Annotated in this window: 23 protein-coding genes; 14 read left to right on the top strand and 9 right to left on the bottom strand. The window is 70.4% G+C overall.

What is annotated here, in order from left to right; all coding sequences use genetic code 11:
- Window positions 1-76: 76 nt before the first annotated feature.
- The 5 genes from STROP_RS15575 (at window position 77) to STROP_RS15555 (ending at window position 4223) form a co-directional block, all read left to right on the top strand.
- The gene (locus STROP_RS15575) at window positions 77-577 is read left to right on the top strand and encodes a Rieske (2Fe-2S) protein (protein ID WP_012014323.1); all 501 of its coding nucleotides are present in this window, start codon (window positions 77-79) and stop codon (window positions 575-577) included.
- 70 nt (window positions 578-647) lie between these two features.
- Complete coding sequence (gene uvrC / locus STROP_RS15570; RefSeq protein WP_012014322.1) at window positions 648-2645, top strand: excinuclease ABC subunit UvrC; 1998 nt, start codon at window positions 648-650, stop codon at window positions 2643-2645.
- 39 nt (window positions 2646-2684) lie between these two features.
- The gene (locus STROP_RS15565) at window positions 2685-3527 is read left to right on the top strand and encodes an alpha/beta fold hydrolase (protein ID WP_012014321.1); all 843 of its coding nucleotides are present in this window, start codon (window positions 2685-2687) and stop codon (window positions 3525-3527) included.
- Window positions 3528-3594: 67 nt separating this feature from the next.
- Window positions 3595-3843, top strand: a complete 249-nt coding sequence (locus STROP_RS15560; protein ID WP_018829262.1) for a type II toxin-antitoxin system Phd/YefM family antitoxin — start codon at window positions 3595-3597, stop codon at window positions 3841-3843.
- Window positions 3840-4223: a PIN domain-containing protein gene (locus STROP_RS15555; RefSeq protein WP_012014319.1), complete on the top strand. Its 384-nt coding sequence runs from the start codon at window positions 3840-3842 to the stop codon at window positions 4221-4223. The genes STROP_RS15560 and STROP_RS15555 overlap by 4 nt, the downstream gene beginning before the upstream one ends.
- A gap of 78 nt (window positions 4224-4301) precedes the next feature.
- Here STROP_RS15555 and recQ read toward each other — a convergent pair whose 3' ends face one another.
- Genes recQ through STROP_RS15540 form a run of 3 tightly spaced genes read right to left on the bottom strand, consistent with a single transcriptional unit; the run spans window position 4302 to window position 6980 of the window.
- On the bottom strand, window positions 4302-6143 hold the full coding sequence (gene recQ / locus STROP_RS15550) for a DNA helicase RecQ (protein WP_012014318.1): 1842 nt from the start codon (window positions 6141-6143) through the stop codon (window positions 4302-4304).
- 10 nt (window positions 6144-6153) lie between these two features.
- Window positions 6154-6450: a hypothetical protein gene (locus STROP_RS15545; protein ID WP_187151642.1), complete on the bottom strand. Its 297-nt coding sequence runs from the start codon at window positions 6448-6450 to the stop codon at window positions 6154-6156.
- On the bottom strand, window positions 6447-6980 hold the full coding sequence (locus STROP_RS15540; RefSeq protein WP_012014317.1) for a hypothetical protein: 534 nt from the start codon (window positions 6978-6980) through the stop codon (window positions 6447-6449). The genes STROP_RS15545 and STROP_RS15540 overlap by 4 nt, the downstream gene beginning before the upstream one ends.
- A 151-nt stretch (window positions 6981-7131) precedes the next feature.
- Here STROP_RS15540 and STROP_RS15535 point away from each other — a divergent pair, with 151 nt between their 5' ends.
- The 9 genes from STROP_RS15535 to secG all read left to right on the top strand — a co-directional run bounded on the left by STROP_RS15535 (window position 7132) and on the right by secG (window position 15171).
- Window positions 7132-7986 (top strand): helix-turn-helix domain-containing protein, encoded by an 855-nt coding sequence (locus tag STROP_RS15535; RefSeq protein WP_012014316.1) that lies wholly within the window; start codon window positions 7132-7134, stop codon window positions 7984-7986.
- A gap of 23 nt (window positions 7987-8009) precedes the next feature.
- On the top strand, window positions 8010-8213 hold the full coding sequence (locus STROP_RS15530) for a DUF397 domain-containing protein (protein WP_018833060.1): 204 nt from the start codon (window positions 8010-8012) through the stop codon (window positions 8211-8213).
- Between the two features lie 351 nt (window positions 8214-8564).
- Complete coding sequence (gene rapZ, locus STROP_RS15525; RefSeq protein ID WP_012014315.1) at window positions 8565-9473, top strand: RNase adapter RapZ; 909 nt, start codon at window positions 8565-8567, stop codon at window positions 9471-9473.
- Complete coding sequence (locus tag STROP_RS15520; RefSeq protein WP_012014314.1) at window positions 9470-10465, top strand: gluconeogenesis factor YvcK family protein; 996 nt, start codon at window positions 9470-9472, stop codon at window positions 10463-10465. Before rapZ ends, STROP_RS15520 begins: the two co-directional genes overlap by 4 nt.
- A 54-nt stretch (window positions 10466-10519) precedes the next feature.
- On the top strand, window positions 10520-11500 hold the full coding sequence (whiA, locus tag STROP_RS15515; protein ID WP_012014313.1) for a DNA-binding protein WhiA: 981 nt from the start codon (window positions 10520-10522) through the stop codon (window positions 11498-11500).
- Window positions 11501-11765: 265 nt separating this feature from the next.
- The gene (gap, locus tag STROP_RS15510; protein WP_012014312.1) at window positions 11766-12770 is read left to right on the top strand and encodes a type I glyceraldehyde-3-phosphate dehydrogenase; all 1005 of its coding nucleotides are present in this window, start codon (window positions 11766-11768) and stop codon (window positions 12768-12770) included.
- Window positions 12771-12822: 52 nt separating this feature from the next.
- The gene (locus STROP_RS25425) at window positions 12823-14022 is read left to right on the top strand and encodes a phosphoglycerate kinase (protein ID WP_012014311.1); all 1200 of its coding nucleotides are present in this window, start codon (window positions 12823-12825) and stop codon (window positions 14020-14022) included.
- Window positions 14023-14814: a triose-phosphate isomerase gene (gene tpiA / locus STROP_RS25420; protein WP_012014310.1), complete on the top strand. Its 792-nt coding sequence runs from the start codon at window positions 14023-14025 to the stop codon at window positions 14812-14814.
- A 96-nt stretch (window positions 14815-14910) separates the two neighbouring features.
- Window positions 14911-15171 carry a preprotein translocase subunit SecG gene (gene secG / locus STROP_RS15495; RefSeq protein WP_012014309.1) on the top strand — a complete coding sequence of 87 codons (261 nt, stop codon included), beginning with the start codon at window positions 14911-14913 and terminating at the stop codon, window positions 15169-15171.
- Between the two features lie 86 nt (window positions 15172-15257).
- On the opposite strand, the gene pgl is transcribed toward secG, so the two are convergent.
- Genes pgl through tkt form a run of 6 tightly spaced genes read right to left on the bottom strand, consistent with a single transcriptional unit; the run spans window position 15258 to window position 23618 of the window.
- The gene (pgl, locus tag STROP_RS15490; protein WP_012014308.1) at window positions 15258-16028 is read right to left on the bottom strand and encodes a 6-phosphogluconolactonase; all 771 of its coding nucleotides are present in this window, start codon (window positions 16026-16028) and stop codon (window positions 15258-15260) included.
- The gene (locus STROP_RS15485) at window positions 16025-17038 is read right to left on the bottom strand and encodes a glucose-6-phosphate dehydrogenase assembly protein OpcA (protein WP_012014307.1); all 1014 of its coding nucleotides are present in this window, start codon (window positions 17036-17038) and stop codon (window positions 16025-16027) included. The genes pgl and STROP_RS15485 overlap by 4 nt, the downstream gene beginning before the upstream one ends.
- A gap of 34 nt (window positions 17039-17072) precedes the next feature.
- A complete protein-coding gene (zwf, locus tag STROP_RS15480) occupies window positions 17073-18590 on the bottom strand; it encodes a glucose-6-phosphate dehydrogenase (protein WP_012014306.1) in 1518 nt (505 codons plus the stop codon).
- 31 nt (window positions 18591-18621) lie between these two features.
- Window positions 18622-20289: a glucose-6-phosphate isomerase gene (locus STROP_RS15475; protein WP_012014305.1), complete on the bottom strand. Its 1668-nt coding sequence runs from the start codon at window positions 20287-20289 to the stop codon at window positions 18622-18624.
- Entirely contained in the window at window positions 20286-21464 is a 1179-nt protein-coding gene (gene tal, locus STROP_RS15470) for a transaldolase (RefSeq protein WP_012014304.1), read from the bottom strand. Before tal ends, STROP_RS15475 begins: the two co-directional genes overlap by 4 nt.
- A 15-nt stretch (window positions 21465-21479) precedes the next feature.
- The gene (gene tkt / locus STROP_RS15465; RefSeq protein WP_026275784.1) at window positions 21480-23618 is read right to left on the bottom strand and encodes a transketolase; all 2139 of its coding nucleotides are present in this window, start codon (window positions 23616-23618) and stop codon (window positions 21480-21482) included.
- Between the last annotated feature and the right edge of the window lie 35 nt (window positions 23619-23653).

Raw genomic sequence — 23653 nt, 5'->3', positions numbered from 1 at the left:
GCGCGACCGGGGTGGTGATGCCGGCCGGCGGGTAGGGTCGGATGGGTGGCGGTGCGGTAGCCGAGGAGATTGCGGAATGAGTGACGAGCAGATGCCGACGGGGACTGGCGCCGGAGCCGGTGCTGGCGACGGTGCGCGGACCCGGCGGGTAGTGCTGGCCGGTGCGGGCGCCGTCGGCGCGGCGATGGCCCTGGCCGCCTGCGGCGGCGACTCCACCGGCGAAGCCGAGGTCAGCCCCGGCCCGGCGCTGACCGAGAGCGGCGACCCGGGTGGCGGCGATCGGGAGGGCGCCCAGTCGTTGGCCCGGACCAGTGACATCCCGGTCGGGGGCGGTGCCGTCTACGCCGCCCAGGGGGTTGTCATCACCCAGCCGTCGCCGGGGGAGTTCAAGGGCTTCGACCCGATCTGCCCCCACCAGGGCTGCCCGGTGGCGAACGTCGACGGTGGCACGATCAACTGCACCTGCCACGGGAGCAAGTTCTCGATCGAGGACGGCGCGGTGCAGGCCGGCCCGTCGACCAAGCCCCTCGCGCCGCGGGATGTCAAGGTAACCGGCGACCGGATCTCGCTCGCCTGACCGGCGACCCAGCACCGGAGCGGAGCTGGCGTGGCAGGAGGCTGTCGGAGCCGGCGACTAGGCTCGGAACGTGGCTGATCCCTCGTCCTACCGTCCCGCCCCCGGCACGATCCCGGAGTCACCGGGGGTCTACCGGTTCCGCGACGGAACCGGCCGGGTGATCTATGTCGGCAAGGCGCGAAACCTGCGCAACCGGCTCAACTCGTATTTTGCCGATCCGGTCAATCTGCACCAGCGCACCCGGCAGATGGTCTTCACCGCCGAGTCGGTGGACTGGATCTCCGTCGCCACCGAGGTCGAGGCGCTCCAGCAGGAGTTCACCGAGATCAAGCAGTACGATCCGCGGTTCAACGTCCGCTACCGGGACGACAAGTCCTACCCGTACCTGGCGGTCACCGTTTCCGAGGAGTTCCCGCGACTCCAGGTCATGCGGGGAGCGAAGCGCAAGGGTGTGCGCTACTTCGGACCGTACTCGCACGCCTGGGCGATCCGCGAGACGCTCGACCTGCTGCTCCGGGTCTTTCCGGCGCGCACCTGCTCGTCGGGGGTGTTCAAGCGGGCCGGTCAGGTCGGCCGCCCCTGTCTGCTGGGCTATATCGACAAGTGCGCCGCGCCCTGCGTCGGCAGCGTCTCCGCCGAGGAGCACCGGGCGATCGTGGAGGGCTTCTGCGACTTCATGGCCGGCCGCACCGACCTCATGGTCCGGCGGTTGGAGCGGGAGATGGCCGACGCCAGCGCGGAGCTGGAGTTCGAGCGGGCCGCCCGGCTCCGCGACGATCTGGCCGCCCTGCGCCGGGCGATGGAGAAACAGACCGTGGTCTTCGGCGACGGCACCGACGCCGACGTGGTCGCCTTCGCCGATGATCCGCTTGAGGCGGCCGTGCAGGTGTTTCACGTGCGTGACGGGCGAATCCGCGGCCAGCGCGGCTGGGTGGTCGAGAAGACCGAGGAGCTGACCATCGGTGATCTCGTCCACCACTTCTGCACCCAGGTGTATGGCGGGGAGCAGGGCGAGGCTGATGTCCCCCGGGAACTGCTCGTGCCCGAGCTGCCCGCCGATGTTGAGGCGCTCGCCGACTGGCTCTCCGACCACCGCGGCAGCCGGGTGACACTGCGGGTGCCGCAGCGCGGCGACAAGCGTGCCCTGCTGGAGACGGTCGCGCGCAACGCCACCGACGCCCTCGCCCGGCACAAGCTCAAACGCGCCGGTGATCTCACCACCCGGAGCAAGGCCCTCGACGAGATCGCCGAGACGTTGGGCCTGCAGACGGCGCCGCTGCGCATCGAGTGCTACGACATCTCCCAGATCCAGGGCACCGACGTGGTGGCCAGCATGGTGGTCTTCGAGGACGGGCTGCCGCGCAAGAGCGAGTACCGGCGGTTCATCATCCGGGGCGCCACCGACGACCTCTCGGCGATGTCGGAGGTGCTGCGGCGGCGGTTCGCCCGCTACCTGGACGCGCGGGCCGAGACGGGGGAGGCCGGTGTCGAGTCGGCCGGTGACCCCGCCACCCCGGCCGGGCCGGCCTCGACCGGGCCGGGCGTGCCCGACGAGCCGCGGGTCGGCACCCTGGTCGATCCGACGACCGGCCGGCCGCGCAAGTTCGCCTATCCACCACAGCTGGTGGTGGTGGACGGGGGTGCGCCGCAGGTCGCGGCGGCGGCGCAGGCTCTCGCCGAGTTGGGCGTCGATGATGTGGCGCTCTGCGGGCTGGCGAAGCGGCTGGAGGAGGTGTGGCTGCCCGACGACGACTTCCCGGCCATTCTGCCGCGCACGTCGGAGGGCCTCTACCTGCTGCAACGGGTGCGGGACGAGGCGCACCGGTTCGCCATCACGTTCCACCGGCAGCGGCGTTCCCGACGGATGACCGAGTCGGCGCTGGACCGGGTGCCTGGGCTGGGCGAGGTGCGCCGCAAGGCACTGCTGCGCCACTTCGGCTCGCTGAAGCGGCTCTCCGCCGCCTCGGTGGAGGAGATCACCGAGGTCCCGGGGGTCGGCCAGCGGACCGCCGAGGCGATCCTCGCCGCGCTCGGCGATTCGACGCAGCCAGATGAACCCCGCACCTAGTACGTGTCTATCTGAGCGTTGCTGACAGAAGGGTTGGGCATGCTGAAGGTGACATCCGCGGACGGCACGGCGATCGCGTACGAACGCTACGGAGAGCACGGTGCGGATTCGCTGATCGTGGTCGGCGGCGCCACCTGCGACCGGGCGAAGACCCGCCCGCTGGCCGAAGGGCTCGGCGCCCACCTACCGGTCGTCAACTATGACCGCCGTGGGCGGGGCGACAGCGGCGACTCCAGCCCGTATGCCGTCGAGCGGGAGGTCGAGGATATCGCCGCCCTCGTCAATGATCTCGGTGCCGACGTCATTCTGTACGGGCACTCGTCCGGTGCCGCACTGGTGCTGCATGCCGCGGCAGCCGGGGTGCCGGCCAAGGCGATCGTGCTCCACGAACCACCGTTCGGCGCGGACACCGACGAGGACCGCCAGGAGGCCCGCGACTACGCCGAGGCCCTGACCACGCTGCTGTCGGAGGATCGACGCGACGACGCGGTGGCGCTGTTCTTCGAGACCACCGGGGTGCCGGCGGAGGTGGTGGCCGAGCTGCGCCACGAGCCGTGGTGGTCCGACGTGGTGGCACTCGCGCCGACGCTCGCCTACGACTCGGCGGTGATGGGCGACCGTAGCCGCGGTGGCATCCTGCCGATGGAGGTCGCCGCCCGGATTTCCGTGCCCGCGCTGGTGCTCAGCGGCGGCGAGAGCCCAGACTGGATGATCGAGGTGGCCCGCGCCGCCGCCGCGGCGCTGCCGCAGGGCACGCATCTGGTGCTGCCCGGCGAGGGGCACATACCGTCGTCGCAGACCCTCGCCCCGGTGCTGACAGAGTTCATCGCCCGGCGTGGAACCGTCGATGGCGCTGTCACGGACCTGCGCACGCCTGGCTAACCGGCGACACGTTTAGCCTGATCAACAGGTGAACCACAGGGGTAGCACATGTGCTACCGTGGGTCACATGGACGAGGTCGGGCTACGGGAGATGCGGCAGAACGCCAGCGACTTGGTACGTCGGGCACAAGCGGGTGAACGCGTGACGATTACCGTCGCCGGTCGGCCAGCAGCCGTGCTCGGCCCGGTCGGTCCGCGTGCCTGGCGCGGGTGGGACGACATTGCCAGCGTGTTCCAGCAGCCCACGGACCCCGGATGGGCAGCGGATCGGCACCTTCTCGACGACGCTGTCACCGACCCGTGGGCTGAGCGGTGAGTCGCGGCATCCTCGACACCAGCATCCTCATTGCTACTGATGTAACCCCGATTCCCGGCGAACTGGCCATCAGCGTCACTAGCCTTGCCGAGCTCCAGTTCGGGGTGCTGGCAGCGAAAACCGCTGACGCGAGGGCGGGTCGTCTAGCGCGGTTGAGTGCCATCCAACGTCGATTCGATCCCCTTCCCATCGACGAGGCCGTTGCTGACAGCTATGCGCGATTAGCCGCACGTGTGGTCGAGATTGGCCGCCAACCGCGAGCCAGGGTGATGGACCTGCTCATCGCCGCGACCGCACACGCTCACGATGCTGCCGTCTACACCCGCAACGCCGATGATTTCGCTGGTCTCGAGGACCTCGTCCTGATCCGTACGATCTGACCGGCGCCGCAGATCCCCACAGAGCTTCGCAGGCGTCGGCCCTGTACCCGGCTACCAGGCGACCCCGGCTCAGGTTGATCAAGCAGGGTGGGGGTCGTCGGCGAGTACGGTCAGCACCTGCTCGCCGTACTTCGCCAGCTTCGCCTCACCGACGCCGCCGACCTTGGCCAGGTCGGCCAGGTCGGCGGGGGCGTCGGTGGCGATCTGTCGCAGCGTGGCGTCGTGGAAGATCACGTACGCCGGCACCCCCTGCTCCTTGGCGGTGGCGGCCCGCCAGGCGCGTAGCCGTTCGAAGGCCTCGGCGGCGGCCGGCGTCAGCTCGGCGACCACGGTGGCCGCGCCGCGTGGCTTCGCCGGTCGGGCCTTCCGGGCCGGCTCGCGGCGCAGCATGACGGTGCGACGTCGGCCCAACACCTCCGCGCTGGTGTCGGTGAGGGCAAGGGTGCCGTAGTCGCCCTCGACCGCCAGTAGCCCCTCGGCGAGCAGCTGCCGGACCACCCCCCGCCACTCCGCCTCGCTCAGGTCGGTGCCGATCCCGAAGACCGTCAGGGAGTCGTGCCGGTGCTGCTGGATCTTGTCGGTGGCGCGGCCGAGAAGGATGTCGACGCAGTGCCCGGCACCGAAGCGTTGGCTGCGCTCCCGGTCGAGCCGGTAGATCGTGGAGAGTAGCTTCTGCGCGGCGATCGTGCCGTCCCACGACTCGGGTGGCTGTAGGCAGGTGTCGCAGTTGCCGCAGGCGGGGGCGGTCTCGCCGAAGTAGTCCAGGAGCTGCGCCCGGCGGCAGCGGACCGTCTCACAGAGCGCGAGCATCGCCTCCAGATGGGTGGCGAGATTTCGCCGGTGCGCCGGGTCCCCCTCCGAGGTGTCGATCAGCCGGCGCTGCTGCACCACATCCGTCAGGCCGTAGGCGAGCCAGGCTGTCGCCGGTAGGCCGTCCCGCCCGGCGCGACCGGTCTCCTGGTAGTAGCCCTCCACCGACTTCGGTAGGTCAAGGTGGGCGACGAACCGCACGTCGGGCTTGTCGATGCCCATCCCGAACGCGATCGTCGCGACCATGACCACGCCGTCCTCCCGCAGGAAGCGCTGCTGGTGCCGGGCGCGGGTGACCGCGTCCAGGCCGGCGTGGTAGGGCAGCGCGGTTACACCGTTGTCGACCAGAAACTCCGCGGTCTTCTCCACGGTGGCCCGGGACAGGCAGTAGATGATGCCGGCGTCCCCCGGGTGTTCGTCACGGAGCAGGGCCAGTAGTTGCCGCTTCGGCTCCCGCTTCGCCGCGATGCGGTACTGGATGTTGGGCCGGTCGAAGCTGGCGACGAAGTGCCGGGCCGAGGTGAGCTGGAGCCGGGTCGAGATCTCGGCCCGGGTGGCGCTGGTCGCGGTGGCCGTCAACGCGATCCGAGGCACCCCCGGCCAGCGTTCGTGCAGCATCGACAGGGCCAGGTAGTCCGGGCGGAAGTCGTGCCCCCACTGCGACACGCAGTGCGCCTCGTCGATCGCGAAGAGGCTGATCCGCCCCTGGTCGAGCAGGTGCTGCACGCCCCGGGTGCCCAGGGCCTCCGGAGCGAGGTAGAGCAGATCCAGCTCCCTGGCGACGAAGGCCCGCTCGACGGCGCGGCGGGCGTCGACGTCAAGCGTCGAGTTGAGGAAGCCGGCTCGGACCCCGACCGCGGTCAGCGCGTCAACCTGGTCCTGCATCAGCGCGATCAACGGTGACACGACCACCGCGACGCCGTCGCGCAGCAGCGCCGGGATCTGGTAGCAGAGCGACTTGCCACCGCCGGTCGGCATCAGTACCAGGGCGTCCCCGCCGGCCGTCACGTGCTCGATGACCTCCTGCTGGAAGCCCCGGAAGGCGTCGTAGCCGAAGACACGCCGCAGCGTTTCCAACGCGGCGGGCTGCTGGTCGGTGGGGGAGGACATGGGGCGCAGTCTACGAGTGACCCCTGACGCGGCGGTGCATGCCCGGCGGGGCTGACCGGGGTGGCGGTCTCACCGCGCTGGCTCGGCCCCGAACGGCGGTCTCGCCGTGGTGACCTGGCCCCGAACGGCGGTCCCAGCTGGCTGGTGCCGGTGGCTCGGGGTCGGCGTACGAGCCGCGCAGCGCACCCCACCGGTCCCGGCAGACGTAGCTGAGCGTGGTGTGGATCCAGGCGTCGTCGTTGTCACGGAGCACCGCCAGGCCGCAGTGCCGGCAGGGCGACACCCGGGGGTAGGTCGACGCGGTCACCGGTCGCACCCGTCGTCGCCGTCGCCCCAGCGGAACCCGCCCAGACCGGCGGCCTGGTGGAACCCGGGATGCCCGAGGGTGTCCGCGCAGACCTCTTCGTCCGGGCCCACCCGGCCGCAGAACAGCGGCTCGACCTGGTTCCACGCATCGGCCCGGGACAGCAGGACGGTGTTGGCGGACAACTCCGGGCGCAGCAACGTCAGCCCTTCGACGTAGACGACCGCCCGGTCCCGGGCCGCCAGCAGGTCGTCGGCCCGGTAGGTCAGGTGCAAGGTCCACCGGCGGTGCGCGTCGGCGGCGCAGGCGGGCGGCAGAGCGGGTATCGATCGCCGCTCACGCTCGGTCGCGTAGCGGGCGACCAGGGCATCGACGTACGCGGTCGAACTGGTCGAATCCGTCAACGCCTGCGTGACGGCGGCGCGGACCCGTTCGGAGACATCCGCCTGGTCGAGAAGCTCGGCGAGGTCCATACGGTGCCCGGCCGGGATGTGGTCCTGCCGCGTCCACTCCGACGTCTGGTCGTCAGTCACTGCTACTCCCGATGATCAGTTGGCCTGTGTAGCGGGATCTATCGATGGTGACAGGTCGCAATAATCATTGCAACGTAGCAATTGGCAGTGTTGAAGGTCGTTGTATGGTCATTCCGGTTCGGTGTCTGCACGTTGGTGAAAGGTGGCAATCATGGCGACCTCGGCGAGTCCGACAATTCGCGCCCGCCGGCTCCGTCGTGAGCTGCGTCGGCTGCGCGATCAGCGCGGCCTGACCGTCGATGAGGTGGCCCGAATGGTCGGATGGCACCGGGCAAAGGTGATTCGCATCGAGCAGGGGCACAGCGGAATCTCAGCTGATGGCCTACGTAAACTCCTCGACCTTTACGAGGCTTCCGCGGAGGAGCAGGGCACGCTGACCGCCCTCGCTCGGCAGGCCCGCCAGAAGGGCTGGTGGAGCGCGTACGGTGACGTGCTACCCGACGACTACGTTGGCTTCGAAGCTGAGGCTGCCGCCATCAGCACCTTCCAGAGCTTGTACGTTCCCGGTCTCCTGCAGACCGAGGAGTATGCCCGAGCGATCATCCACGCGGGTCGGACGATGGCTGATCTGGATGAGGTGGCCCGAGTCATCGCGGCACGCCAGGCCCGGAAGGTGCTCCTCGCTCGGGATGTCCCGCCCCGGTTGTGGATCGTCCTCGACGAGGCCGCGGTGCGGCGGCACGTTGGAGGCCCGAAAGTCATGGCCGCTCAGGTGGCGCGCATCGTCCAGGCGTGCCAGATGCCAGCGGTCGAGGTGCAGGTGTTGCCCTTCTCCGCTGGAGCGCACGCTTCGATGGGCGGGGCCTTCACGATCCTTGACTACGCGGAGCCGGCACTCGATCCGACTATCGTCTACGTCGACAACGACACCAACACAATGCTGCTCGAAACAGGCGAGCACGTGTCGCGATATAGACTCGCCTTCGACCATCTGCGTGCGAAGGCGCTCGATCCCGACCAGTCCGCCGACTTCCTCGCCACGGTGGCCGCCGAGCTTCAACCCTGAGTTCTGGCCAGAGGAGCCTTGCGATGATGACGCCCGACGTTGCGGTTCTAACCTGGCGTAAGAGTTCTCGCAGTAGCGCCAACGGGTCCGACTGCGTCGAGGTGGCTGGGCTGGATGACGGGCTGGCGGTCCGGGACTCGAAGGATCCGGCTGGGCCGACGCTCGTCTTCGGGTCGGCTGCCTGGGCGTCCTTTGTCACCGGGCTGCGGTCCGCGTCACGGAGCTGACCTGACCGCCGCTGTCCGGCTCGGGAGACGATTCGCTGTTCCGGGACGAGCCGTGGGAGCGCGTCGGTGTGCTCGGCCCGGACGGGCTGAGGCGCTGCGGAGGCGGTAGCGGAGTGCGCGTCTGGATGGTCCGGGGGCCGCCCAGACGCGTCGCTGTGCAGCACACCCCCTGCTGGGTGGGCGGCAACGTGCGACTGTCACCCTGCCGAGACGTTCTGGTGGCCGATGAGTAGCGAGCTGTCCTGGTGTCGGGAATGTGACGGGGGAGATCTGCGTCGGTCGGCGAGTTAGAGTCGCTGTTCGAACCCGTGGCCCGATTTCGGTCGCGGTGCCACACGTTGGGAGTACTAGGTGATCGAGGGGCAGACGAGCGTGCCGGGTGAACCCGACCCGTCGGGTACCGACACCACGCTCGTGGTGGTGACCGGGGTCTCCGGTGGTGGGCGCAGCACCGTTGCCCGTGCCCTGGAGAACGTCGGCTACTACGTGGTCGACAACCTGCCCCAGGCGCTGATGCTGGACATGGCCGAGCTGGCGATGAAGGCCGGTGGCGCCGCCCGACGGACGGCGATGGTGCTGGACGTGCGCTCCCGGGCCTTCTCCACCGACCTGGTCGGTGCGATCCGAGAGCTCAAGGAGCGGGGGTTCGGCCCGCGGGTGGTCTTCGTGGACGCCGACGACGAGGTGTTGATCCGGCGGTTTGAGAGCGTCCGGCGTTCGCACCCGTTGCAGGGGGAGGGACGACTCGCTGACGGCATCGCGGTCGAGCGCGGGCTGCTGGAGGGGGCCCGGGACCAGGCCGACGTGTTCGTCGATACCAGCCATCTCAACGTCAACCAGCTGCGTCGGCGGATCGAGGAGCTCTTCGGTGCCGAGGATGCCCGCCGGCTGCGGGTGACCGTGGTGTCGTTCGGTTTCAAGTACGGCGTACCGCCGGATGCCGACTTCGTCTGCGACGCCCGGTTCCTGCCGAACCCGTACTGGGTTCCGGAGCTGCGCGAGCACACTGGGCAGGTGGAGGCGGTCAGTTCGTACGTGTTGGGCCAGGCGGGCGCCGAGGACTTCGTGGCGACCTACGCCGACCTGCTCAATGCCACCACTGCCGGTTTCGAGCGGGAGGGAAAGCGGTATGTGACCGCCGCCGTCGGCTGTACCGGCGGCAAGCACCGCAGTGTCGCCATCGCCGAGGAGCTGGCCGCGCGGCTGCGTCAGACCGGCCTCGCCGCCACCGCGCAGCACCGTGACCTGGGGCGCGAGTGACGGCCGTCCGGGTGGTCGCCTTCGGTGGTGGGCACGGACTCTCCGCTTCGCTGCGGGCACTGCGGCGCTGTGCTCCCGAACTCGACCTTGATCTGACCGCCGTGGTGACCGTCGGCGACGACGGCGGGTCCAGTGGCCGGCTGCGCGCGGAGCGGGGCGGGCTGCCGCCGGGGGACCTGCGGCAGGCGCTCGTCGCGCTGGCCGGAGACCACCCCGCCACCCAGCGTAGCGCCGGGCTCTTCCAGCACCGCTTCGCCGCGGTCCCGCCCCCGACGATCGGCGACCGGGAGGCCGCCATCGCGGGCCGGCTGACCGGGCACGCTGTCGGCAATCTCATGCTCTGCGGGCTGATGGAGCTGCTCGGCGACCCGGTGGCGGCGCTGGAGCACGCTGGCGCGATGTTGGGCACCGTCGGGCGGGTACTGCCGATGTCCTGCGAGCCGGTCGGGATCGAGGCGCGGGTTCGGGGCGTCAACCCCGCCCGGCCGGCGGAGGTCGGCATCGTCAGCGGCCAGCATCAGGTGGCCATCACCACCGGGCGGGTCGAGTCGCTGCGGCTGGATCCGCAGGCACCGGCGGCCTGCCCCGAGGCGCTGGCCGCCATCGGCGCGGCCGACTGGCTCCTCTTCGGCCCAGGTAGCTGGTACACCAGCGTGCTGCCGCACCTGCTGGTGCCGGAGCTGGCCGCGGCGATCGTGGCGAGCCCCGCCCGCCGGTTGGTCACCCTGAACCTGGCCGCCGAGAAGGAGACGTTCGGGCTCTCCGTCGCTGACCACCTGGCCGAGCTGCGGTGGTACCTGCCGACGTTACGGGTCGACTGCGTACTCGGAGACGTCAAGGCGGTGGGTGACCCCGACCCGGTCGAGCGTGCGGCAGAATCCCTGGGCGCTCGGTTGATCCTCGCCCCGGTCGCGGTCAACGACGGCACGCCCTGTCATGATTCGGCTGCTCTCGCCGCTGCTTTGGTGCCGGTCCTGGGTGCCGCTCGTTAGACACGTACGTAATCTCCGGCGACACGCCGGAACCGGTCCGTGAGAGGACGCACAATGGCGATGACGGCGGCGGTCAAGGACGAGCTGAGCCGGGTGGACGTGCCCAAGCCCTGCTGCCGGCGGGCGGAGATGGCGGCGCTGCTGCGCTTCGCCGGCGGGTTGCACATCGTCTCCGGTCGGGTGGTCGTGGAGGCCGAACTGGACACCGGGGCGGTGGCCCGACGGCTGCGGCGTGAGATCGCCGAGGTCTACGGCTACCCCAGCGAGATCCACGTCCTCGCCTCCGGTGGGCTACGCAAGGGCAGCCACTTCATCGTGCGGGTGGTCAAGGACGGCGAGTTCCTCGCCCGGCAGACCGGCCTGCTCGATGTCCGCGGTCGTCCGGTGCGGGGCCTGCCACCGCACGTGGTGGCCGCCAACGTCTGCTGCGCGGTCTCGGCGTGGCGCGGCGCGTTCATGGCACACGGCTCGCTGACTGAGCCGGGTCGTTCCAGTGCGATGGAGATCACCTGCCCCGGCCCGGAGTCGGCACTTGCCCTGGTCGGCGCGGCCCGCCGGATCGGCATCGCCGCGAAGAACCGCGAGGTGCGCGGCGTGGACCGGGTGGTCGTCAAGGACGGTGACGCCATCGCCGCCCTGCTCACCCGGATCGGTGCCCACGCCAGCGTGCTGGCCTGGGAGGAACGTCGGGTCCGGCGTGAGGTGCGGGCCACCGCGAACCGGCTGGCGAACTTCGACGACGCGAACCTGCGTCGGTCGGCGCGCGCCGCGGTCGCCGCCGCCGCCCGGGTCACCCGTGCCCTGGAGATCCTCGCCGACGACGCGCCGCACCACCTGACCTCGGCCGGGCGGCTGCGGCTGGAGCATCGCCAGGCATCGCTGGAGGAGCTGGGCGCGCTCGCCGACCCGCCGTTGACCAAGGATGCGATCGCCGGGCGGATCCGGCGGCTGCTCGCACTCGCCGACAAGCGGGCCCGCGATCTCGGCATCCCGGATACCGAAGCGGCAGTCACGCCGGACATGCTCGTGGTCTGATAGGACGGTGGCGGCTTGCGGTGCGGCAGGATCACCACCCGCCGCAGCGTGAACCCCCGTGCTCGGATAGGGTCGCTGCGTACGGCAAGGGAGCCGGCACTCGGCATTCCTCGCCGTGCGCACCGCCTCGGGCGGTCAGTCCCTCGGACCGCGGCGGGGCGGCCGAGATGAACCGTCAAACGGCCGGTTCCACCGGCCGGCGCAGACCATTCGCCGGCTCGTGGGTCATCACGCCGGCGGACTAGAACGCGAGGAGATGGGACCTGTGACCATCCGGGTTGGCATCAACGGCTTCGGCCGGATCGGCCGTAACTTCTTCCGGGCAGTGCTGGCGTCCGGCGCTGACATCGAGGTCGTGGCGGTCAACGACCTGACCGACAACGCGACGCTCGCCCACCTTGTCAAGTACGACAGCATCCTCGGCCGCCTGCCGCAGGAGGTGAAGGCCAGCGCGGACGAGATCACCGTGGGCGGCAAGACCGTCAAGGCATACGCCGAGAAGGACCCGGCGAAGCTGCCCTGGGGCGAGCTGGGCGTGGACGTGGTCATCGAGTCCACCGGTTTCTTCACCGACGCCACCAAGGCGAAGGCGCACGTCGACGGCGGTGCCAAGAAGGTGATCATCTCGGCGCCGGCGAAGAACGAAGACGTCACCGTCGTGATGGGCGTCAACCAGGCGGAGTACGACCCGGCCAAGCACACCGTCATCTCCAACGCCTCCTGCACCACCAACTGTCTGGCGCCGATGGCGAAGGTCCTGCAGGACACGTTCGGCATCGAGCAGGGCCTGATGACCACCATCCACGCGTACACCCAGGACCAGAACCTCCAGGACGCTCCGCACAAGGACCTGCGTCGGGCCCGGGCCGCCGCGCTGAACATCGTGCCGACCTCCACCGGCGCGGCGAAGGCGATCGGCCTGGTGCTGCCGGAGCTCAAGGGCCGGCTGGACGGCTACGCGCTGCGCGTGCCGATCCCGACCGGGTCCGCCACCGACCTGACCGTCACCGTCGGCCGGGAGACCACGGTGGACGAGGTCAACGCCGCGATGAAGGCGGCCGCCAACGGCCCGCTCAACGGCGTCCTGTCCTACAGCGAGGACCCGATCGTCTCGGCCGACATCGTCACCGACCCGGCGTCCTGCATCTTCGACGCTCCGCTGACCAAGGTGATCGGCAACCAGGTGAAGATCGTCGGCTGGTACGACAACGAGTGGGGCTACTCGAACCGCCTCGTGGATCTCGTGAAGCTGGTTGGTCAGTCGCTGTGAGCACGCGTAGGCAGCCCACGGGGGGCCTGGTGACGAGGGGAGGGCTGGTCCGGTGACTATCCGCACCCTCGACGACCTGCTCGCCGAGGAGGTAACGGGTCGGCGGGTGTTGGTCCGCGCGGACCTCAACGTCCCGCTCGACAAGCAGACGGGTCAGATCGCTGACGACGGCCGGATTCGGGCCGTGCTGCCGACCCTGAGCGCGCTGGTCCAGGCCGGCGCGAAGGTGGTCGTCTGCTCCCACCTGGGGCGGCCGAAGGGCAGCCCCAACCCGGTGTTCAGCCTGCGTCCGGTCGCCGGGCGGCTCGGTGAGCTGCTCGGCGCGCCGGTGCACTTCGCCGAGGACACGGTCGGCGACTCGGCCCGGTCCACCGTGGCCGATCTCGCCGACGGCCAGGTCGCCCTGCTGGAGAACCTTCGGTTCAACCCGGGTGAGACCAGCAAGGACGAGGCGGAGCGGGGTGCCTTCGCCGACCAGCTCGCCGCGCTCGCCGACGCGTACGTGGACGACGCGTTCGGCGCGGTGCACCGTCGGCACGCGAGCGTGTACGACGTACCGGCCCGGCTGCCGCATGTGGCGGGCCGGTTGGTGTTGCGCGAGGTGGAGGTACTCGGCACCCTCGCCGGGGAGCCGGACCGCCCGTATGTGGTGGTGCTCGGCGGATCCAAGGTCTCCGACAAGCTGGCGGTGATCGAGGCGCTGCTGCCGAAGGTCGACCGGCTGCTGGTCGGTGGCGGCATGTGCTTCACCTTCCTCAAGGCGCAGGGCCACGAGGTGGGCTCCTCGCTGTTGGAGGAGGAGATGGTCGAGACCTGCCGGAGCCTGCTGGAGCGCGCCGACGGCAAGATCATGCTTCCGGTTGACGTGGTGGCGGCGGACGCGTTCGCCCCCGACGCCCCGCACGACACGGTGCGGGCCGACGGGATCCCCAGCAAGCGGGTCGGGCTCGACATCGGCCCGGAGACGGTGGCGGGTTTCGCCGCCGCGCTGCGGGGCGCTCGGACGATCTTCTGGAACGGCCCGATGGGCGTTTTCGAGATGGCGGCCTTCGCGCACGGCACCCGCGGCGTCGCCGAGGCGATCGCGACGTCGGACGCCTTCACCGTGGTCGGCGGCGGCGACTCCGCCGCCGCGGTGCGGGCACTCGGCCTCGACGAGCAGGCGTTCAGCCACATCTCGACCGGCGGCGGCGCCAGTCTTGAATACCTGGAGGGCAAGACCCTCCCCGGCATCGCGGCCTTGGAGAGCTGAATGGCCAACCCCACCCGCCGGCCACTGATGGCCGGCAACTGGAAGATGAACCTCAACCACCTCGAGGCGAATCTGCTGGTGCAGAAGCTCGCCGCGAGTCTCACCGCGAAGCAGCTCACCGATGTCGAGACGGTGGTGCTACCGCCGTTCACCGACCTACGGACGGTGCAGACCGCCGTTGACGGGGACAAGCTGCTGGTCGGCTACGGCGCGCAGGACCTCTCGCCGCACGCGTCGGGGGCACACACCGGTGACATCGCCGGGCCGATGCTGACGAAGCTGGGCTGCACGTACGTGGTGGTCGGCCACTCCGAGCGGCGGGCGGACCACCACGAGGACGACACGATCGTCAACGCGAAGGTGCAGGCGGCCCTCACCCACGGCCTCACCCCGATCCTCTGCGTGGGGGAGGGGCTGGAGATCCGGGAACTGGGCAACCAGGTCGCGCACTGCAGCGACCAGCTCGACGCCGCTCTCAAGGGGCTCTCCTCCGAGCAGGTGGCCCAGGTCGTCGTCGCGTACGAGCCGGTCTGGGCGATCGGCACCGGCAAGACGGCCACCCCCCAGGACGCCCAGGAGGTCTGCGGGGCGCTCCGTCAGCGGCTCGCCGGGAACGTCGGTCCGGAGACGGCCGACCAGGTTCGGATCCTCTACGGCGGGTCGGTCAAGTCGTCGAACGTGGCCGCCATCATGGCTCAGCCGGACGTGGACGGCGCCCTTGTCGGCGGTGCCAGCCTGGACGCTGAGGAGTTCGCGAAGATCTGCCGGTTCCCGGAGCACACCACCGGCTGATCGCTTCGCTATCCTTGACTCCGCCCGTCCGCCGGTCGGTGTCACTGTGCCCGTTCTGCCCGGGCGAGGATCGCAACGAGAGGACTGTCCCCCGCCATGCCGATCTGGTTCGCGTACACGTTGATCGTGTTGCTGGTCATTACGAGCTTCATGCTCGTCCTGCTGATCCTGCTACACCGGGGTAAGGGCGGTGGGATGTCCAGCATGTTCGGCGGCGGGGTCAGCTCCAGCCTGGCGGGATCGTCGGTCGCCGAGAAGAATCTGGACCGCTACACCGTTTTGGTGGGCATCGTCTGGTTCGCCTGCATCGTCGGGCTCGGGCTCTGGCTGCGTCTCCAGCAGTCCAGCCTCGGCTGAGCCAGCCCGTCGCGTCATACCCTGCGCGCGGCCCGTCTTCGGACGGGGCCGCGCGCAGTTCGTTTCTCCCGCCGCGGGCGGCCGGATCAGCGCACGCTGCGGAAACGGGCGGGCAGGTCGGCTGCGGCGCTTCGATCCAGCAGCCAGAGGGTGCGGTTGATGCCCCGCACACCCGCGGCCGGTAGCTGCACCGGCCCCGCGCCAGCCAACGCCAGGCCGACGGCACGGGCTTTGTCCGCACCGCTGGCGATCAACCACACCTCCTCCGCGGTGTTGATCGTCGGCAGGGTCAGGGTGGTACGGATCGGCGGCGGCTTCGGGCTGCCCCGGACCGCACTGACCGGCCGGTTCTCGTAGTGCACCGGATGCTCCGGGAAGACCGAGGCCACGTGGCCGTCCTCGCCCACCCCCAGCAGGAGCACGTCGAAGTGGGGGAGGACGGCGGTGCCGGGGCGGGCCGCCCGGGCCAGCTCCGCCGCGTACCGGCCGGCGGCCTCCTCCGGGTCGCTGCCGGCCGGGTCGTCCGATGCTGGCATCGGGTGCACCCGGGCCGGGTCCAGCGGCACCGCGTCCAGGAGCGCGGCCCGGGCCTGCGTCGCGTTGCGCTGCGGGTCACCCTCGGGCAGGAACCGCTCGTCTCCCCACCAGACGTCCACCCGCGACCAGTCGACCGCCTCTCGGGCGGGCAGCGCCGCCAACGCCCGATAGACGGCGGTGGCGATCCGGCCGCCGGTCAACACCACCGACGCCTGTCCGCGCCCGGTCTGTGCATCGAGGATTCGGACCAGTAGCCGGGCGGCCACCGCCTGTGCCAGCAGCTCGGCATCGGCATGGACCGCGATACTCGCCTCGCTCATGCCCGCGCGATCCCAGCGTGCGCGGTGATCCCCGCCTCGGCCCGCCGCGCCTGAGCCGGGTCCTTCCAGATATGCACCCGCTGGGCGGGACGGCTTTCCAACCCGGAGACCCCCGCCGCAGCACCGAGCGCCTCCGCGTATACCTGGTCGGCGTCGAGCCGGCGCAACTCCTCGGCCAGCTCGTCGCCGAGCGGCCGGCGCACCAGCGGCAGGATGCGGTCCTCCTGGCCGCTGCGTCGGAACACCGCCATGCTGTCGTTGCGGGTCAGCGTCAGCTCGTCGCCGTTGGCGCAGCGCAACTGCACCTCGTGCATCCGGGAGTACTGGTCGGTGTGCCGCCACTGGGGGTCGATTCCCAGCCGGGAGGCGAGCCAGCCCCGCATCAGTGCGGCCGTCGGATCGGTCGGTGGTGCCACCACGGTAGCCGCGGTGACCTTCGCCTCGGTGGTGTCGAAGGCACCCGCCACCAGGGTGCGCCACAGCGTGACCCGGGTCCAGGCCAGGTCGGTGTCACCGGGAGCGTAGTCGTGCGCCCGCTGCCGCAGCGCCTCAATCGGGTTGTCGGCCTGCGCGGCGTCGGTGATTCGCCGGTCCGCCACCACACCCAGGAAGTCGGTGGCTATCTCGGCTGGCGGGTCCGCGTGCCACCAGGTCACCACCGGTACGTCCGGCACCAGCAGCGGCATCACCACCGATTCGGCGTGCAGGGCCAGCCGCCCGTGCATCCGGGCCACCACCGCCTCACCGGGGCCGAGCCGGCCACCCACGACGATCTCCGCGTCCAGCCGGTTGCGATCCCGATCCACGTCGGAACGAACCACGATCAGCAGCCGGCACGGATGGGCGGCGGAAGCGATCGTCGCCGCGGCCTCCGCCTCGCGGACCCGCTTCTCGTCCACCACCACGATCAGCGTGAGTGCCATGCCACTGGCCACCCCGCCGGCGCTGCGCCGCTCGGCAGCGAGCGCCTTGACCACCTCGTTGCCGGTGGTGTCCCACAGGCCGATCATCGCTGCCTCCCGGTCTGCTCGCGTCGCTCGGTCGTCACGCCCGCCGCCAGGCGCGGCCGGCCTCGGCCAGCATCTCGTCGGTACGGCGGGGACCCCACTCACCGGATCGGTAGGGCTCCGGTTTTGTCCCCGCCCAGGCCTGCTCCAGCGGGTCCACCACCCGCCAGCTCTGCTCGACCTCGGCGGCGTCCGGGAAGAGGGTCCGGTCGCCGATCAGGACGTCCAGCACCAGCCGCTCGTACGCCTTCGGGCTGGCCTCGGTGAACGCCTCGCCGTACTGGAAGTCCATCGCGATGTCGCGGACCTCCATCGCGGTCCCGGGCACCTTGGAGCCGAACTTGAGGACCACGCCCTCGTCCGGCTGGACCCGGATGACGAGTTGGTTGTTGCCCAGCGACTCCACATCGGCTTCGTTGAACGGCAGGTGTGGGGCCTTCTTGAACATGATCGCGACCTCGGTCACCTGCCGGGGCATCCGCTTGCCGGCGCGGATGTAGAAGGGAACCCCGGCCCACCGGCGATTCTGGATGCCCAGCTGCACCGCGACGTAGGTCTCGGTGGTCGAGTCCGCCGGGACTCCCTTCTCGTCCAGGTAGCCGACGGCGCGTTCGCCGCCGACCCAGCCGGGCAGGTACTGGCCGCGTACGGTCCCCCGGCCCACGTCGGTCGGCAGGGTGATGGCCTTGAGTACCTTGAGCTTCTCGGCGCGGATCTCGTCGGCGGCGAAGCTGGTGGGCTCCTCCATCGCCACCAGCGCGAGTAGCTGAAGGAGATGGTTCTGGAGCACGTCACGGGCGGCGCCGGCGGTGTCGTAGAACCCGGCCCGGGTGCCGATGCCCACGTCCTCGGCCATGGTGATCTGCACCGAGTCGACGTATTTCGAGTTCCACAACGGTTCGAACAGGTTGTTGGCGAACCGCAGGGCGAGGATGTTCTGGACCGTCTCCTTGCCCAGGTAGTGGTCGATGCGGAAGACGTCCCGGCGGGTGAAGACATCGTCCACCAGGTCGTTGAGCTCCTTCGCCGAGGGCAGGTCCTGCCCGAAGGGCTTCTCGACGACGACCCGCCGCCACCCGCCGGCGGTGGCATTGTCCGCCATTCCGGTGCGGGCGAGCTGTTTGAGCACCACCGGGAAGGCCGCCGGGGGGATAGCGAAGTAGAAGGCGGCGTTGCCGGGGATGCCATGCGACTGGCGTAGCTTGCCCAACGCCCCTGCCAGCTGGTCGAAGGCGTCGTCGTCGTCGAACGACCCGCCGACGAACTTGATGTTGCCGGCCAGCCGCGCCCACACCTCTTCCCGCCAGGGCGTGCGGGCGTGCGCCTTCGCCGCCGCCTGGGCGAGGGACTCGAAGTCGCCGTCACCCCAGTCGCGGCGGGCGAAGCCGAGCACGACGAAGCTCGGGGGCAGCAGCCCCCGGTTCGCGAGGTCGTACACCGCCGGTAGTAGCTTCTTGCGGGCCAGGTCCCCGGTAACGCCGAAGATGACCAGAGCGCAGGGTTCCGGGATGCGGGGCAGCCGTCGGTCCTGCGGGTCGCGTAACGGGTTTGTCACGCCGTCTCCTCGCTCCGCCTTGTTACGTCCGTCATCGTCGTTTGGGTAGCGCGCCAGCCGCCTCCAACAGCTGCGCCACACCCGCGGACCGGTCGGTCAGGTGTAGCCGCAGCAGTGGACGCTTCCGGTCCGCCAGGGCCTGCCGGTCGCCGGCGGCCTGGGCCGCCTGCAACTCCCCGAAGCTGTACGGTTTCCCGGGCACCGGCAGATCAACGTCGACGGTACCGGTTATCTGGAGGAAGCTGCCCACCTGTGGGCCGCCCTTGTGATATTGCCCGGTGGAGTGCAGGAACCGAGGGGCCCAGCCGAAGGTCACCGGCGGGCCGACCGCTTCGGCCAACGCGGGGCGTAGCCGGGCCGCGTCTGCATCGGCCCCGCGGTCGAGGTACGCCATGATCGCGAGATAGCCGTCGCCATGGATGCCATCGACCAGCCAGCGCAGTGCGCCGGCCAGGTCGTTCGGCACACCCGGCGGGGCGTACACCTCGATCGCGCCCTCGGTGAACGACGGCTGTTCCGTCGGCGCGCCCGAGGCCAGGATCTTGTTGGTGTTCTCCTTGCTCTCGGTGACATTCGGTTGGTTGAACGCGTCGATGCCGAGCACCACGCCGGCGACCGCGACCGCATACTCCCAGGCGAGGAACTGCGCCCCCAACGGACCGTTGACCGCCACGTCCGGCGTGCCGCCGGACGTGGCTTCCCCGTCGTTGAGTTCCCCGGCGGTCAGCGCGCCGCCGTAGCTGATGGTGAGGATGTCCTTGCCGGTGACGCCGGGGCTGGTCGGCGACTCGACGACGACCGGCAGGATGCCGATCCCGGACTTGCCGGTCGACTCGGCGATCAGTTGCTCGGCCCAGTCACCGAGCCCGTCGATTCCACCGCCGTCCGAGATCAATGTCACCTTGTCTCGGCCGGCGGTGGCCGCCGCACCCAGCGCGGCGCCCAGCGCCAGCGCCGGATTGTCCCGCTCGGAGGCCAACGACCCGGCGAAGGCCTCGGCCTGGTCCAGCAGCTCGGTCACCTCGACTCCGGCCAGCGCCGTCGGAACGAGTCCGAACGCGGTCAGCGCGGAGAAGCGCCCGCCGACGTTCGGGTCGGCCAGCACGGTGAACGCTCCCATCTCGGCGGCGGTCGCCGCCAGCGGCGAGCCCGGGTCGGTGACGATCACGAAGTGCCGCCCGGCCTCGGCCTCGGACATCCCCGCGTCGAGGAACGCCTGCCAGTACGCGCGCCGCTGGCTGTCGGTCTCCACGGTCGAGCCGGACTTGCTGGCCACCACGACGACGGTCCGCTCCAGGCGGTCGGCGAGCGCCGCCCGGACCTGGCCCGGGTCGGTGGTGTCCAGGATGGTCAGCGGCCGGCCGAGGGTCCGGGCGATCACCTCGGGAGCCAGCGACGAACCCCCCATCCCACACAGCACCACGTGGTCCAGGTCGGCCAGCTCCGAGGTCAGCTCGGCGAGTTGCGGAAGCAGCTCCCGGCTTCGGGTGTGGGTGTCGACCCAACCCAGTCGAACCCGCGCCTCGGCCTCCGCCTCCGGTCCCCAGAGCGTGGGGTCCTTGGCGGCCAGTTGGCCCGGCACCCCGGCCATTGTCACCGCGGTCCGCGTGGAGGCGGCCGCGGCCTGGTCGACCGCCTCCGCCCCGCGCACGGAAAGGCCGGCAGCGGCCTCGACGGGCTGTCCGAGAAGCTCGCTCACGCGTTGCCTCCCGCCTGCTCGGCGGCCTGCGCGTTGTGCTTGGCGGCGTCGCCGGGGTGGTTGATGCCCTGGTTGGCGGCGGCCAGGGAACGGCGGACACCTTCGAGGAGTTCGTTCCAGCTCGCCTCGAACTTCTCCACCCCCTCGCGCTCGAGGGTGTCGATCACGTCGGTCAGGTCGACCCCCGCCGCCGTCAGGCTCGCGAAGACCTCCCGCGCCTCGTCGTAGCCGCCGGTCACGGTGTCGCCCCTGGTCTCGCCGTGTTCCGCGTAGGCGTTGATCACCGGTTCCGGCATCGTGTTGACGGTGCCGGGAGCGATCAGCTCCTCGACGTAGATCACGTCCCGGTAGTCCGGGTTCTTCGTCGAGGTGGAGGCCCAGAGCGGTCGCTGCGGATGCGCTCCGGCGTCGGCGAGGGCCTGCCACCGGTCGGAGGCGAAGACCTGGCTGTAGCGCTCGTAGGCCAGTCGGGCGTTGGCGATCGCGGCCCGACCGCGCAGCGTGCTGGCCTGCTCCGAGCCGATTTTCTCCAGCCGCTTGTCGACCTCGGTGTCGACCCGGGAGACGAAGAACGACGCCACCGAGCCGATCTTGGACAGGTCGTGACCGTTCGCCTTCGCCTGCTCCAGACCGGTCAGGAACGCCTCCATGACCGCCGAGTAGCGGTCCAGGCCGAAGATCAGGGTGACGTTCACGCTGATCCCCTCGGCCAGGGCGGCGGTGATCGCCGGCAGCCCGGCCTCGGTGGCCGGGATCTTGATGAACAGGTTCGGCCGGTCCACCAGCCACCAGAGCGCCCGCGCCTCGGCGATGGTCTGCTCGGTCTCGTACGCCAGCCGCGGGTCCACCTCCAGCGAGACCCGTCCGTCCACCCCCGCCGACGCGTCGTACGCCGGTCGCATCACGTCGCAGGCCCAGCGCACGTCGTACGCGGTGAGGGTGCGGACCGCCTCCTCGACCTTCACCCCGCGCATCGCGAGGTCGTGCAGCTGCCAGTCGTACTCCTCGGCGTCGCCCAGGGCCTTGGCGAAGATCGTCGGGTTGCTGGTCACCCCGACCAGGTGCTTCTCCCGGCGTAGCCGGTCCAGCCCACCCGAGCTGAGTCGGGTCCGCGAAAGATCATCGAGCCAGACCGCCACGCCCGCGGCGGTGAGCTCACCCAGCCTGTCCGTCATGTCGCCTCGCTCCCCTCAGTTGCCGGTCGGATTACCGGTGATGTCGCCGACCCGGGTCAGCGCGGCGTGCGCCGCACCCACGATCCGGTCCGGGGTGAAACCGAACTGCTCGAAGAGCACGGTGTGCGGGGCGCTCGCCCCGAAGTGCTCCAGGCTGATGCTCTCGCCGCAGTCACCGACGAAGGCCCGCCAGGACATCGCGACGCCCGCCTCCACGCTCACCCGTGCCTTTACCCCACGGGGTAGGACCGACTCCTGGTACGCCTCATCCTGAGCCCGGAACCACTCCTGGCAGGGCATGGAGACGACCCGGGTGGGGGTGCCGTCGGCCTCCAGCCGCTCCCGGGCGGTGAGGCAGAGCTGCACCTCCGAACCGGTGGCGAGAAGGATCACCTGCGGCTTGCCGCCAACAGCGTCGACCAGCACGTACCCGCCGCGGGCCACCCCTTCCGCGCTGGTGAGCACGGATCGATCCAGGGTCGGCAACGGCTGGCGGCTCAGTGCCAACGCGGCCGGCCGATCGGTATGCGTCAGGATCTGCCGCCAGGCCCACGCGGTCTCGTTCGCGTCGGCGGGACGTACCACATCCAGTCCGGGGATTGCTCGCAGCGAGGTCAGCTGCTCCACCGGTTGGTGGGTCGGACCGTCCTCGCCGAGGCCGATCGAGTCGTGTGTCCAGACGTAGGTCACCGGCAGCTTCATCATCGCCGCGAGGCGTACCGACGGGCGCATGTAGTCGCTGAAGACGAGGAACGTACCGCCGTACGGGCGGGTGCCACCGTGCAGAGCGATCCCGTTGAGGATGGCGCCCATCGCGTGTTCGCGGACGCCGAAGTGCAGCGTGCGGCCGTACTCGTTGCCCGGGAAGTCCTTGGTGGCATGCTCGGCCGGGATGAAGGACGGCTCGCCCTTCATGGTGGTGTTGTTGCTGTCCGCCAGGTCTGCCGAGCCGCCCCACAGCTCCGGCAGCACCGGTGCGAGCGCGCCGAGGACCGTGCCGGAGGCGGCGCGGGTGGCGATGCCCTTGGCGTCGGCGGGGAACGCGGGTAGGGCGTCCGTCCAGCCTCGTGGCAGCGTCCGGGTGGCCATTCGGTCCCAGAGCTCCTTGCGTTCCGGGTTCGCCTGCCCCCAGGCCTCGAAGGTCTCGGTCCACTCACGCTGGGCGGCGATGCCGCGTTCGCGCACCTGGCGGGTGTGCTTGAGGACGCCCTCGTCGACCTCGAAGGTGCGCTGCGGGTCGAAGCCGAGGAGTTCCTTGGTCGCCGCGACCTCGTCGGCACCGAGCGCCGAACCGTGGATCTTGCCGGTGTTCCGTTTGTTCGGCGCCGGCCAGCCGATGATGGTGCGCAGGGCGATGAACGACGGCCGACCGGTCTCGGCCTTGGCGGCCAGCAGCGCCCGGTACAGCGTGGCCACGTCCTCGTGGTAGTCGTCCTGGTCGGCGTCGCCGCGCCGCCAGTCGACCGTCTGCACGTGCCACCCGTACGCCCGGTAGCGGGCCGCGACGTCCTCGCTCTTGGCGATCCGGGTGTCGTCCTCGATCGAGATCTCGTTGTCGTCGTAGATCACGCAGAGATTGCCCAGCTGCTGGTGGCCGGCGAGGGCGCTGACCTCGTGGCTGACCCCCTCCTCGATGTCGCCGTCGGAGGCGATACACCAGATGTCGTGGTCGAAGACCGAGGTGCCGAGCTTCGGCTCGGGGTCGAACAGCCCGCGTTCACGGCGGGCGGCCATCGCCATCCCGACCGCGTTGCCCAGGCCCTGTCCGAGCGGGCCGGTGGTGGTCTCCACCCCCGGGGTGTGCCCGTACTCGGGGTGACCGGGGGTGAGCGAGCCCCACTGCCGCAGCCCCTCGAGGTCGGTGAGGCTCATCGGATAGCCGGAGAAGTAGAGCTGGATGTAGAGGCTGAGGCTGGAGTGCCCGGCGGAGAGCACGAAGCGGTCGCGGCCGGGCCAGGTCGGGTCGGCGGGGTTATGTCGCATGACCCGGTTGAAGAGTAGGTAGGCCGCGGGCGCCAGGCTCATCGCGGTGCCGGGGTGGCCGTTGCCGGATTTCTCGACGGCGTCCATGGCCAGCACGCGGACCGTGTCGACCGCCTGACGGTCGAGGTCGGACCAGTTGAGTGCAGGAAGCTCGGGTCGGTTGTCAGCCACGTTGGTTGTGCTCCTCGACAGATGGGCGGAACCCT

Origin of the sequence: Salinispora tropica CNB-440, from assembly GCF_000016425.1 — a bacterium.
Lineage (GTDB): Bacteria > Actinomycetota > Actinomycetes > Mycobacteriales > Micromonosporaceae > Micromonospora > Micromonospora tropica.
Note: the sequence above shows the minus strand (reverse complement) of the source record. Positions and strands in the feature narration are given on the sequence as shown.